At 69.3% G+C, this 11,447-nt stretch carries 11 protein-coding genes; 4 read left to right on the top strand and 7 right to left on the bottom strand.

Annotated elements, in window-relative coordinates; translation table 11 throughout:
• Nucleotides 1-8 precede the first annotated feature (8 nt).
• Nucleotides 9-2,102, bottom strand: coding sequence for a 3-hydroxyacyl-CoA dehydrogenase NAD-binding domain-containing protein (locus ACFVDI_RS27855; RefSeq protein WP_378912129.1), 2,094 nt, complete (start codon nucleotides 2,100-2,102; stop codon nucleotides 9-11).
• A 1-nt stretch (nucleotide 2,103) separates the two neighbouring features.
• Nucleotides 2,104-3,303, bottom strand: a complete 1,200-nt coding sequence (locus ACFVDI_RS27850; RefSeq protein ID WP_378912128.1) for a thiolase family protein — start codon at nucleotides 3,301-3,303, stop codon at nucleotides 2,104-2,106.
• A gap of 310 nt (nucleotides 3,304-3,613) precedes the next feature.
• Here ACFVDI_RS27850 and ACFVDI_RS27845 point away from each other — a divergent pair, with 310 nt between their 5' ends.
• The 3 genes from ACFVDI_RS27845 to ACFVDI_RS27835 all read left to right on the top strand — a co-directional run bounded on the left by ACFVDI_RS27845 (nucleotide 3,614) and on the right by ACFVDI_RS27835 (nucleotide 5,997).
• Nucleotides 3,614-4,573, top strand: coding sequence for a PAC2 family protein (locus ACFVDI_RS27845; RefSeq protein ID WP_378912127.1), 960 nt, complete (start codon nucleotides 3,614-3,616; stop codon nucleotides 4,571-4,573).
• Nucleotides 4,574-4,588: 15 nt separating this feature from the next.
• The gene (locus ACFVDI_RS27840; RefSeq protein ID WP_040755512.1) at nucleotides 4,589-5,467 is read left to right on the top strand and encodes an acyl-CoA thioesterase II; all 879 of its coding nucleotides are present in this window, start codon (nucleotides 4,589-4,591) and stop codon (nucleotides 5,465-5,467) included.
• 179 nt (nucleotides 5,468-5,646) lie between these two features.
• Nucleotides 5,647-5,997: an ArsC/Spx/MgsR family protein gene (locus ACFVDI_RS27835; protein ID WP_378912126.1), complete on the top strand. Its 351-nt coding sequence runs from the start codon at nucleotides 5,647-5,649 to the stop codon at nucleotides 5,995-5,997.
• A 6-nt stretch (nucleotides 5,998-6,003) separates the two neighbouring features.
• Here ACFVDI_RS27835 and ACFVDI_RS27830 read toward each other — a convergent pair whose 3' ends face one another.
• Genes ACFVDI_RS27830 through ACFVDI_RS27810 form a run of 5 tightly spaced genes read right to left on the bottom strand, consistent with a single transcriptional unit; the run spans nucleotide 6,004 to nucleotide 9,840 of the window.
• Nucleotides 6,004-6,417 (bottom strand): PIN domain-containing protein, encoded by a 414-nt coding sequence (locus ACFVDI_RS27830; protein ID WP_378912125.1) that lies wholly within the window; start codon nucleotides 6,415-6,417, stop codon nucleotides 6,004-6,006.
• The gene (locus tag ACFVDI_RS27825; RefSeq protein WP_328530500.1) at nucleotides 6,408-6,626 is read right to left on the bottom strand and encodes an antitoxin; all 219 of its coding nucleotides are present in this window, start codon (nucleotides 6,624-6,626) and stop codon (nucleotides 6,408-6,410) included. Before ACFVDI_RS27825 ends, ACFVDI_RS27830 begins: the two co-directional genes overlap by 10 nt.
• A gap of 56 nt (nucleotides 6,627-6,682) precedes the next feature.
• Nucleotides 6,683-7,597, bottom strand: a complete 915-nt coding sequence (locus ACFVDI_RS27820; RefSeq protein WP_378912124.1) for a GNAT family N-acetyltransferase — start codon at nucleotides 7,595-7,597, stop codon at nucleotides 6,683-6,685.
• Between the two features lie 54 nt (nucleotides 7,598-7,651).
• On the bottom strand, nucleotides 7,652-8,518 hold the full coding sequence (locus ACFVDI_RS27815) for a MaoC/PaaZ C-terminal domain-containing protein (protein ID WP_378912123.1): 867 nt from the start codon (nucleotides 8,516-8,518) through the stop codon (nucleotides 7,652-7,654).
• A complete protein-coding gene (locus ACFVDI_RS27810) occupies nucleotides 8,518-9,840 on the bottom strand; it encodes a 3-oxoacyl-ACP reductase (RefSeq protein WP_378912122.1) in 1,323 nt (440 codons plus the stop codon). Before ACFVDI_RS27810 ends, ACFVDI_RS27815 begins: the two co-directional genes overlap by 1 nt.
• 151 nt (nucleotides 9,841-9,991) lie before the next feature.
• Between ACFVDI_RS27810 and ACFVDI_RS27805 the strand changes: the two genes are divergently transcribed.
• Nucleotides 9,992-11,272 (top strand): acetyl-CoA C-acetyltransferase, encoded by a 1,281-nt coding sequence (locus ACFVDI_RS27805; protein WP_378912121.1) that lies wholly within the window; start codon nucleotides 9,992-9,994, stop codon nucleotides 11,270-11,272.
• The last annotated feature ends 175 nt before the right edge of the window (nucleotides 11,273-11,447 follow it).

Here is an 11,447-nt window from a genome sequence, read left to right as displayed (position 1 = left end):
TTCCAGGGTCAGTGGAACTTCTTGCCGGTGACCTTCTCGGAGATGCCCTCACGGTCGAGGAGCTGGGTGATGCCGCCGTTCCAGAACTGGAAGCCGGCACCGGTGATCATCCCCAGGTCGATGTCCTCGGCAGCCTGGGCGACACCCTCGTCGAGCATCCGGCCGATCTCGTCGGCGATCGCCTCGAGAGTCTGCTGGCGTACGTCCTCGGCGGTCTTGACCACGTCGCCGACGGTGAGGAGCGCCTCGACCTCCGGGTCGAGCGTGCGGCCGTCGGCACCGAAGAACGAGGCCTTCTTGGCCTCGACGACCTTGTGGAGGTTCTCCGAGAGGTAGAACCGCTCGGGGAAGGCCTTCGCCAGGGTCTCGTTGTTGTGGTACGCGATCGCCGGACCGACCAGCCCGATGAGCTGGTAGGGCGACATCGGGGTGACGCCCGCGAAGGCGGACTCGACGACGTCGATCGGGGTGCCCTCGTCGGCGATCTTCGCGATCTCGCCCATGAAGCGGCCCAGGAGCCGGTTCACGATGAAGGACGGGCTGTCCTTGACCAGGATCGAGGTCTTCTTCAGCGACTTCGAGACCGAGAAGGCCGTCGCCAGGGCGGCCGCGGAGGTCTTCTCGCCACGGATGATCTCCAGCAGCGGCATCACCGCGACCGGGTTGAAGAAGTGGAAGCCCACGACCCGCTCGGGGTTCTTCAGGTCCGCCGCCATCTCCGTGATCGAGAGACTGGAGGTGTTGGTGGCGAAGACCGCGGTCTCCGGCGCGACCGCCTCGGCGTTGGCGAAGACGGTCTTCTTGACGCCCATCTCCTCGAAGACGGCCTCGATGATGAAGTCGGCGTCGGAGAAGGCCTCCGCGTAGTCGACCGAGGAGGTGACCAGCGCCTTGAGGCGGTTGGTCGCGTCCTGCGACGCGCGCCCCTTGGCCAGCTTCTTGTCGAGCTCGGCGTGGACGTACGCCACGCCCTTGTCGGCGCGCTCCTGGTCGAGGTCGACCATGACGACCGGCACCTTGAGGCGCTGGACGAAGAGCAGCGCGAACTGCGAGGCCATCAGACCGGCGCCGATGATGCCGACCTTGGTGACCTTCTGCGCGAGCGCCTTGTCGGGCGCACCGGCGGGACGCTTGGCCCGCTTCTGCACCAGGTCGAAGGAGTAGAGCGAGGCGAGCAGCTGCGGGGTCTTGGACATCGCCACGAGAGCGTCGTCCTCGGCCGCGAAGCCCTCGTCGCGGGTCGCGGTCTTGGCCAGCATGAGCAGCTCGACGGCCTTCTTGGCGGCCGGGGAGGCGTCGCCGGTCTTGGCCCAGGCGAAGAAGCCGGCGTTCTTGGCGGCCTCGTCCCACGCCTCGCCGCGGTCGATCTCCTCACGGGAGACATCGACGTTCCCGGACAGCACGCCGTCGGCCCACAGCAGCGACTGCTCGAGGTAGTCGGCGCCGCCGAACATCGCGTCCGCGATGCCGAGGTCGTACGCCTCGGCGCCCTTGAGCACCTTGCCGTTGTTGAGCGGGTTCTCGATGAAGACCTTGGCGGCCTTGGCCGGACCGATCAGGTTCGGCAGCAGGTAGCCACCGCCCCAGCCCGGGATCAGCCCGAGCATGACCTCGGGCAGGCCTACGGCCGGCACCGAGTCCTGGATGGTGCGGTAGTCGGCGTGCAGCGCGACCTCGAGGCCACCGCCGAGCGCGAGCCCGTTGATGAAACCGAACGACGGCTTCTTGACGCCGTTGTGGCCGTCGCCCAGCTTGCGGAAGACCGCGTGGCCGAGCTCGGCGATCGTACGGATGCCGTCGGCGCCACCGGCCTGCAGCGAGGTCAGGTCGGCACCGGCTGCGAGGATGAACGGCTTGCCGGTGACCGCGATCGCGTCGATCTCGGTGTCGGCCAGGGCCGCGTCGTACGCCGTGTTGAGCTCGACCAGCGACTTCGGCCCGAAGGTGTTCGGGCGGGTGTGGTCGTGGCCGTTGTCGAGGGTGACCAGGCCGAGGACCTTGCCGGAGGGCAGCGTGACCTTCGCCAGCTTGGCCGCGGTCACGACCTCGTCCTCGGAGAAGAGCTTCTCGACATCGGCGAGAAGCGTGTTGATGTCCGTCATGTCAGGCCTCCGCGCCGTTCCAGTGAGGGTTCTCCCAGATGACCGTGCCGCCCATACCCAGGCCGATGCACATGGTGGTGAGGCCGTAGCGGACCTCGGGGCGCTCCTCGAACTGGCGGGCGAGCTGGATCATCAGCCGCACGCCGGAGGAGGCCAGCGGGTGACCGAACGCGATCGCGCCACCGTAGGGGTTCACGCGGTCGTCGTTCTGGTCGATGCCGAAGTGGTCCAGGAACGCGAGCACCTGGATCGCGAAGGCCTCGTTGATCTCGAAGGCCTCGATGTCGTCGATCGTGAGCCCGGCCTTGGCCAGCGCCTTCTCGGTCGACGGGATCGGGCCGACGGCCATGACCTCGGGTGCGACGCCGGCGAAGGCGTACGACACCAGCCGCATCTTGATCGGCAGACCGAGCTCGCGGGCGACCTCCTCGGAGGCCAGCAGCGAGGCGGTCGCGCCGTCGTTGATGCCCGCCGCGTTGCCCGCGGTCACGCGACCGTGCGGGCGGAACGGGGTCTTGAGCTTGGCGAGGTCCTCCGTGGTGGTGCCCGGACGCATCGGCTCGTCGGTGGTGGCCAGGCCCCAGCCGTTCTCGGCCGAGCGGGTGGCGACGGGGACCAGGTCGGGCTGGATCTTGCCGTCGGCGTACGCCTTGGCAGCCAGCTCCTGGGAGCGGACGGCGAACGCGTCGGTGCGCTCCTTGGTGATCGCCGGGTAGCGGTCGTGGACGTTCTCGGCGGTGTTGCCCATGACGAGCGCGCTCGGGTCGACCAGCTTCTCGGAGATGATCCGCGGGTTCGGGTCGACGCCCTCGCCCATCGGGTGGCGGCCCATGTGCTCGACGCCGCCGGCGATGGCGACGTCGTAGGCGCCGAAGGCGATGCCGCCGGCGGTCGTGGTGACCGCGGTCATCGCGCCGGCGCACATCCGGTCGATCGCGTAGCCCGGCACGGACTGCGGGAGCCCGGCGAGCAGGCCCGCGGTGCGTCCGATGGTGAGGCCCTGGTCGCCGATCTGCGTGGTCGCGGCGATGGCGACCTCGTCGATCCGCTCCGGGGGAAGATCGGGGTTGCGGCGCGTGAGCTCACGGATGAGCTTGACGACGAGGTCGTCGGCGCGGGTCTCGGCGTACTGGCCCTTGGCCTTGCCGAAAGGTGTGCGTACGCCGTCGACGAAGACGACTTCTCGCAGCTGTCGGGTCACCGTGTCACTCCATGTGAATTGCCGGTCGGTTGCCGCTGGGCGGCGCTGTTGTTGCGGGCACCGGTGGTGCCCCGGCACTTACATTACCCGCTGGTAACAACGGCCGCACCGAGGGGGAGGTCACACCGGCCGTGCGGGGGAGTTCGCTGGCCTCCGCGCGTCGGCTTGGGAATATCGGGGCCCTCCACGATGCTGCGCTGTCGTCATGTGGAAGCGTGTATTGAGAAGGTTGAGCCCCAGGGTCGAGACCCCGGGCGAGGCAAGCGACGGCGAGGCCCGCCAGGGCCGTACGCAACGGGAGGAGACACCGATGGCCGGATCACGACTGGTGCACATCGTGGACGACCTGCCCGAGGAGATCATGCTCGCCGGCGGCGAGCGGCTGCCGCTGGTGGTGGTCCTGGACGGGTTCCTCGACGCGGGCAAGGCCTCCGAACGGGCCGCGGCCCACCTGATCCAGACCTCAAGGCGCGCACCGGTGGTGGCGACGTTCGACGTCGACGAGCTCCACGACTACCGGGCCCGCCGCCCCGCGATCTCGTTCGTCAGCGATCACTACGAGTCCTTCGACGCGCCGCGGCTGGTCGTCCGGCTGCTCAAGGACACCGGCGACACGCCCTACCTCCTGCTGCACGGCCCCGAGCCGGACAACCGCTGGGAGGCCTTCGCCGGCGCCGTACGCGAGGTCATCGAGCGCCTGGGCGTGACCGAGGTGATCTCGCTCACCTCGGTGCCGATGGCGGTGCCGCACACCCGGCCGCTGACCACGACCAGGCACGCCAACGACGCGGCGCAGGAGCTCACCGGCCAGGTCTGGGAGAGCCCCTGGAAGGGCGAGATCCGGATCCCGGCATCCGCCCAGGCCATGCTGGAGGTACGCCTGGGCGAGTGGGGCCTGCCTGCGGGTGGCTTCGTGGTGCACATGCCGCACTACCTCGCCCAGAGCGACTTCCCGGCCGCGGCGGTCGTGCTCATCGAGGAGCTCGAGCGCGCGGCCCGGCTGACGATCCCGGTCTCCGACCTCGAGGCAGAGGCGCAGCGCCGCGAGGAGGAGATCGCCTCCTACATCGAGGACAATGCCGAGGTGCGGGAGGTCGTCGCGGCTCTCGAGCAGCAGTACGACACCTTCCAGCGCGGCGAGGAGTCCGGGCGCTCCCTGCTGGCGCCCGACGAGCCGCTGCCGACCGGTGACGAGCTCGGCGAACAGTTCGAGCAGTTCCTGGCCGGGCTGAACGGCCCGGACCCGGATGACGACGCTGAGAAGGATTGAGAGACACTCACCCCCATGACGACCGACGCCGTAGCGGCGGATCAGGCGGTGGCCGAGCTGGTGGGCGTGCTCGACCTCGTCGAGATCGACAAGGACCTCTTCCACGGTGCCACGACGACCCGCAACTCGCGTGGACGCGCCTACGGCGGCCAGGTGGCCGCCCAGGCGCTGATGGCCGCGATCCGCTCGGCCGACCCGGCCTTCACGGTGCACTCGATGCACTCCTACTTCCTGCTGCCGGGTGACCCGTCCTACCCGATCGTCTACGACGTCGAGCGGATCCGTGACGGGCGCTCGTTCGAGACCAGGCGGGTCCGGGCGCGGCAGAAGGGCCGCGACATCTACTACCTCACCGCAAACTTCCAGCGTGAGGAGACCGGCTTCGAGCACCAGGACGCGATGCCGTCGGTGCCGCCGCCCGAGAAGTGCATCGACTTCCTCAAGCTGATGGCCGACTCGGGTTCGCCCGAGGCGGTGTCGTTGGCTCGGGAGTGGGAGGCGGTGGAGGTGCGCGCCGTCGGCAACTCCCTGCTCGGCATCGAGCCCGACCCCGCCCGCCCCGCGCAGCAGCGCCTGTGGATCCGCCTCGGCGCCTCGCTCCCCGACGACCCCGACATCCAGCGCGGCGCCTTCACCTGGGCCTCCGACATCTCGCTGCTCGGCGCGTCCTTGGCCGCGCACTCCCTGGACCACAAGGGCATCCAGATGGCGTCCCTGGACCACACGATCTGGTTCCACCGGCCGTTCCGGGCCGACGAGTGGTGGCTCTACGACCAGGAGAGCCCCTCGGCCTACGGCGGCCGTGGCCTGTCCATCGGTCGCGTCTTCACCGCCGACGGCACCCTGGCCGCCACGGTGGCCCAGGAGGGCCTCATCCGTCCGCCCCGCGCCTGACTCGCCGACCCGGCGCGTCTGTCCCGTCATATCTTGCCGACTCGGCGCGTCAGTCTCATCCTCACGCGCCGAGTCGGCGCATCTGTCCCATCATCGCGTCCAGAAATAGGTCGGCGCACTATCGCACACCCTGGTTGCCCGCCGCGATAGCGCACCGAAACGGCCGCTAGGGTGATCGTGTGGATCAGATCACCGTGTACGAGAAGCCGACCTGCACGACGTGTCGGAACCTGTTCGTCCTCCTGAAGGAGGAGGGCATCGACTTCGAGAAGGTCGACTACCACGTGCTCGGTCTACGGGCCGAGGAGGTCAGGGACATCCTGGCGAAGACCGGCCTGAGCGCTCGTGACGTGCTGCGCAAGCGCGAGCCGGTCTACAAGGAGCTGGATCTGGGCAAGCGCGACCTGCCTGAGGACGAGCTGGTCGACCTGATGGTGAAGCACCCCGAGCTGATGGAGCGTCCGATCGTGCTCAAGGGCGACCGCGGCGTGCTCGCCCGGCCGATCGAGAAGGTGCGCGAGCTTCTCTGAGAGGCGTCAGGCCCGGAGCCGCTCGGCCGGCTGACCGGTGGTGCGGGTGATGAGGTCGACGTCGTTGTCGGCATGGAGCACGGTGAGGTCGGCCTCCTCGGCGACCGCCGCCACCAGGAGGTCGGGGACCGACGGCGGCCGGTGACGGCCCTCGCGCAGCACGATGCGCTGGATCTCCAGCGCCCGCGCCTCGGTGCGCGGTGTGAGGGTCGCGAGCGGCATGTGGATCACCGGCACGTCCTCGACGAGCTCGGACCACTGCCGCTCGGTGCGGGCCAGGTGGCCGATCTCGAGCAGGGTCGTGGTGGTGATGCGTACCTGGCCCAGCTCGATCAGCCGGGACCACTTCTCGGCGTCAGGGCTGGTGGACATCCGGGCGAGCGCCGACCGGTGCACCAGCCAGGGTCGAACTACGACCATGCGTCACGCATCAGGCCCCGGTCGGCCAGCGCGGCGAACTTCGCGAAGTCGGCACCGGCCACGGGGCGCGCCGGCGGCAGCGGGCGGAGTGCGTCGGGTGTGAACCAGCGACGGAGATAGTCGTCGCGGGTGAGTCCGAGCCGCGTCGCCTCGGTGTCGATGCGCGCGAGCTCGTCATCCGAGAGGCCTCGGATCAGTACGTCGGACATGTCTGTCCACCTCCTGGACGGAAGATCGTAGCCCAGGGCAGGCTGTCGAGGTGGGATCAGGGCCGGGTCGCGCGGTGGATCCAGGTGGACTCGACCTCCATGCCGACGTGGCGATAGAGATCGAGGGCGCCGGTGCGAGAGTCGGTCGACAGGGTCGCTCGGGTGGCTCCGTGGGCGCGGGAGGCACCGAACGCGTCGGCGAGCAGGGCCTGGGCCAGACCCCTGTTGCGCTGGTCCTTCCGCGTGGCCAGCTTGCTGACGTACCCCTCCTTGCCGTCCTCGGTCATCACCAGCACCGCAGCGGCGACGACGCCGCCATCCGGGCCGGTGACGACCCGGATGTTCCAGGGCGCGGCGCCGGGACGCTCGATGACGGTGGCGACCCAGTCGGCGTAGGGTTCCCGTTCCCGCTCGGACCACTCGAGGAAGGCGTCCTCGATCACGGTCCAGACCTGCTCGTGGTCCTGCGGGGTGGCAGCCCTGATGGCGTACGCATCGGGCAGCTCCCGCACCGGGATCACCGCGTCCTCGGGCAGTGCCAGGACCCAGGACTCCCAGCGTGGGAACCAGCCCAGCGACTCCAGCAGCCGGTCGCCGGGCGAGCCCTGGGGGACCGGCACGCCGATGACCGGCTCGCCGAGCTCGGCCGCGCGGGCGCTGATCCAGCCGGCCAGCGCGGCGCCGATGCCACGGCCCCAGTGGTCGGGGTGGACGGCCGCGTCGGCGCGGGCTCCGCCGGAGCACTCCGCATAGGCGACCAGGCCGCCGTCGGGTCCGAGCACGCCGATCGTGGCCGCAGAGACGTCGAAGGAGGGCCGCTGCCAGTCGCCGACGATGTCGGCCTCCTCGATGTGGACCTCGCCGATGGTGGCCAGCTCGTTCGCCGCCATCACACGGGTCACGGCGCCGGCGTCGGCGAGGGTCAGGGGGCGCTCCGAAAAACCCGTGGGGAGCTGAAGTGGGGCAGGCATGCGAGCACCGTCTCACCCACGAGACTTCGCTCGCCACGGGTTAAATCGGGTGGATCACAGCGCGGTCGTACGCCCCACCAGGTGGAGCGTGTCCGAGCCGCGCTTGTGGAGTGAGAAGTCGTAGCCGTCCAGGTGCTTCAGCGACCCGAAGGCGACCGAGGAGGGTAGGAAGACCGGCTTCTTGAACGCCACGTCCACGCGCACCGCGCCAGGGAGCCGGTTCTCCAGTGCCGCGATGCAGCGCGCCTTGGTCCACATCCCGTGGGCGATCTGCCGCTTGAACCCGAGTGCCTTCGCGGTCAGCGGGTAGAGGTGGATCGGGTTGTAGTCGCCGGCGACCTTGGCATAGCGCCGCCCGAGGTCTGCCTTCAGCGGGAAGACCGGACCCGAGGGGTCGACCTCGATGAGGTCCGACTTCCATGACACGTCGGGATTTCGTTTCCCGCGGACCAGGTAGGTCGAGGTGGACTCCCACACGACCTCGCCCTCGACGGTGGCGACGGTCAGGAACCGGTACGCCTTCCCGACCGGATGCGGCTCGGGCTGCCCCACGGTGGCGGTGACCGCGACGGCCTCGCCGACGGAGATCGGGCGGTAGCCGCTGATCGAGTTCTCGATGTGGACCATGCCCATCGCGGGCGAGGGGAAGTCCGGCGAGGACATCAGCGCCATGTGGAGCGGGAAGGCCAGCATGTGCGGATAGGGGAGCGGCACGGTGTCCTTGATCGGGAAGCCGCACAGCTCGGCGTAGGCGTCGACCGCGGCCCGGTCGAGCACGACAGGCTCCCGGGCGAGACTGAGCTCCTCGTAGGTGACGCCGGTCTTCTTGATCCCCGGGAGCGCGTTGACGCCCGGGATAGCGGGCAGCGCCGCCCGGACGAGCAGCCCGGGACCGGACTTGCCGGTGAAGATGTCACTCATCAGGCACCCAGCATCATCTGGCCGCAGACGCGCACGACGTTGCCGTTGACGCCGGTGGAGGCCGGCGAGGCGTACCAGGCGATGGTCTCGGCGACGTCGACCGGCAGACCGCCCTGCGCCATCGCGTTGAGCCGCTGGCCGACCTCACGCGTCGCGAACGGAACCGCGGCGGTCATCTGGGTGATGATGAAGCCCGGGGCGACGGCGTTGATGGTGATGCCGTCGGGGAGCTCCTCGGCCAGCGAGTCGACGAAGCCGATGACCGCGGCCTTGGACGCGCCGTAGGAGGTCTGGCCGACGTTGCCGGCGATGCCGGCGATCGAGGAGACGCCGATGATGCGGCCGTTGGGGCGGATCAGCTTCTGCTCGAGCAGCTCGGCGGTGATCCGCTCGGGGGCGCTGATGTTGATCTCCAGCACCGTGCCGAAGCGATCGGCCTTCTGGTTGGCGAGCTTCTTGTCGAGGGTGACGCCGGCGTTGTGGACCACGATGTCGACGCCGCCGAACTTCTCCTGGAGGTAGGAGGCGATCGTGGCGGGGGCGTCCTCGGCGGTGATGTCGGCGGTGATGTAGTCGGGGGTGACCTTCTTCAGGTCGTCCTCGGACGGCGGGATGTCGAGGCCGACGACGGTCGCGCCATCGCGCTGCAGCACCTTGGCGATCTCCTCGCCGATGCCGCGCGCGGCACCGGTGACGAGGGCCACCTTGCCGGTCAGCGGCTTCTTCGGGTCGACCTGCTCGGCGGCGGTGGAGGCGTTCTTGGTGCCGATCCGCACGACCTGGCCGGAGACGTAGGCGCTCTTCGGGGAGAGCAGGAACGCCAGCGTCGAGAGCAGCGAACCCTCGAAGCCCTCGGCGACGTAGACGAGCTGCACGGTGCCGCCCTTGCCGATCTCCTTGCCGAGGCTGCGGGTGAAGCCCTCCAGCGCGCGCTGGGCAACTCGCTCGCCGCCCTTGACCTGCTCGGGCGGCGTGCCGATCACGACGACGCGCGGGTTGTTCTCCAGGCTGCGCAGCACCGGGGTGAAGAACTCCTGCAGCGCGACCAGGTCGGACGTCGAGGTGAGGCCGGTGGCGTCGAAGACGAGGCCCTTGAAGCGGGCGCCCGCGGCCGCGGTGTCGGTCGAGGCGATGTCCAGCTCGCCGAGGAGTCCGCTCAGCGACTCGGCCAGACGACCACGGCCGCCGGTGAGGACGGTGCCCTTCACGAGCGGGGCGCCGGCTGCGTACCGCTCGAGCTTGGCGGGGCTCGGCAGCCCGAGGTTCTTGACGAGGACCTTGCCGATCGCCGACTGGGTGAAGCTCTGGTACTTGTCGCTCATGGTCTGCTCTGATCCTTCTGGACGTGGTCTCTGAGGCGTACGTTGGTATGTTACTGGCCAGTTGTAACTACAGGTGTAACTCGGTGTCCACTTTTCGTGATCTCCCTGACATACCCTTCTCCAAAGAGCTTCATCAGACAAGGATGAACCCATGACCACCACTCGTCGTGTCGCCATCGTGGGCGGCAACCGCATTCCCTTCGCCCGTTCCAACGGTGCGTACGCGACCGCGTCGAACCAGGAGATGTTCACCGCCGTCCTCGACGGCCTGGCTGCTCGCTTCGGCCTCGAGGGCGAGCGCATCGGTGAGGTCGCCTCCGGCGCCGTGCTCAAGCACTCGCGTGACTTCAACCTGACCCGTGAGTCGGTGCTGGGGTCGAAGCTGGCCCCCGAGACGGCCGCCGTCGATCTCCAGCAGGCCTGCGGCACCGGCCTCCAGGCGGCGACCTACATCGCCAACAAGATCGCCCTCGGTCAGATCGACTCGGGCATCGCCGGCGGCACCGACACCACCTCCGACGCGCCGATCGCGCTGGGCGAGAAGCTCCGCAAGGTCCTGCTCGAGGCCAACCGCGCCAAGACCAACGTCGACCGGATCAAGGCCTTTGCCAAGCTTCGCCCGGCCGACGTCATCCCCAACATCCCGGCCAACGTCGAGCCGCGCACCAAGCTGTCCATGGGTGAGCACGCCGCGCTGACCGCGCAGGAGTGGGGCATCACCCGGGAGGCGCAGGACGAGCTCGCCGCTGCCTCGCACCAGAAGCTGGGCGCCGCGTACGAGGCCGGCTGGTTCGAGGACCAGATCACCCCGTTCCGCGGCTTGGAGAAGGACAACAACCTCCGTCCCGGTTCGACCGTCGAGAAGCTCGCGACGCTCAAGCCGGTCTTCGGCGTCAAGGGCGAGAACCCGACCATGACGGCCGGCAACTCGACCCCGCTCACCGACGGCGCCTCTGCCGTGCTCTTCGCGAGCGAGGAGTGGGCCGCGGCCAAGAACCTGCCGGTCCTGGCCTACTTCGTCGACGCCGAGGTCGCCGCTGTCGACTACGTTGCCGGCGGCGAGGGCCTCCTGATGGCTCCCGCCTACGCTGTCCCGCGCCTCCTCGCGCGCAACGGCCTCACCTTCGACGACTTCGACTTCTTCGAGATCCACGAGGCGTTCGCGTCGCAGGTTCTCTCGACCCTGGCTGCCTGGGAGTCCCCGGACTTCTGCAAGGACAAGCTCGGTCTCGACGCCCCGCTCGGCACCGTCCCGCGGGAGAAGCTGAACGTCAAGGGCTCCTCGCTCGCTGCCGGTCACCCCTTCGCCGCCACCGGCGGCCGGATCATCAACAACCTCGCCAAGCTGCTCGACGAGAAGGGCTCTGGTCGCGGCCTGATCTCCGTCTGCGCCGCCGGCGGCCAGGGCGTCGTCGCCATCCTGGAGAAGTAGAGCCCCTTTCGCTGAGACGTCCCCCGCGTCGGCCGAAGCGTCGCCCCGGTCGGCCGAGACGTCGCTCCCGTCGGCCGAGTTGGCAGTCAGATGCCAGCTCGGCCGACGTACGCGACGGCTCGGCAGTCGCACGTGACGCCTCGACCGTCGCTCGGTGCCGAATCGGTAGAAGTGG

This window comes from Nocardioides sp. NPDC057767 (assembly GCF_042798275.1).
Lineage (GTDB): Bacteria > Actinomycetota > Actinomycetes > Propionibacteriales > Nocardioidaceae > Nocardioides.
Note: the sequence above shows the minus strand (reverse complement) of the source record. Positions and strands in the feature narration are given on the sequence as shown.

What these genes read in the sequence shown, in the direction of transcription:
- ACFVDI_RS27815 (WP_378912123.1), bottom strand. Translation starts at nt 8,518, where the DNA reads ATGAGTGACATCTTCACCGGCAAGTCCGGTCCCGGGCTGCTCGTCCGG.
- ACFVDI_RS27830 (WP_378912125.1), bottom strand. Translation starts at nt 6,417, where the DNA reads ATGGTCGTAGTTCGACCCTGGCTGGTGCACCGGTCGGCGCTCGCCCGG.
- ACFVDI_RS27820 (WP_378912124.1), bottom strand. Translation starts at nt 7,597, where the DNA reads ATGCCTGCCCCACTTCAGCTCCCCACGGGTTTTTCGGAGCGCCCCCTG.
- ACFVDI_RS27805 (WP_378912121.1), top strand. Translation starts at nt 9,992, where the DNA reads ATGACCACCACTCGTCGTGTCGCCATCGTGGGCGGCAACCGCATTCCC.
- ACFVDI_RS27825 (WP_328530500.1), bottom strand. Translation starts at nt 6,626, where the DNA reads ATGTCCGACGTACTGATCCGAGGCCTCTCGGATGACGAGCTCGCGCGC.
- ACFVDI_RS27810 (WP_378912122.1), bottom strand. Translation starts at nt 9,840, where the DNA reads ATGAGCGACAAGTACCAGAGCTTCACCCAGTCGGCGATCGGCAAGGTC.
- ACFVDI_RS27855 (WP_378912129.1), bottom strand. Translation starts at nt 2,102, where the DNA reads ATGACGGACATCAACACGCTTCTCGCCGATGTCGAGAAGCTCTTCTCC.
- ACFVDI_RS27840 (WP_040755512.1), top strand. Translation starts at nt 4,589, where the DNA reads ATGACGACCGACGCCGTAGCGGCGGATCAGGCGGTGGCCGAGCTGGTG.
- ACFVDI_RS27845 (WP_378912127.1), top strand. Translation starts at nt 3,614, where the DNA reads ATGGCCGGATCACGACTGGTGCACATCGTGGACGACCTGCCCGAGGAG.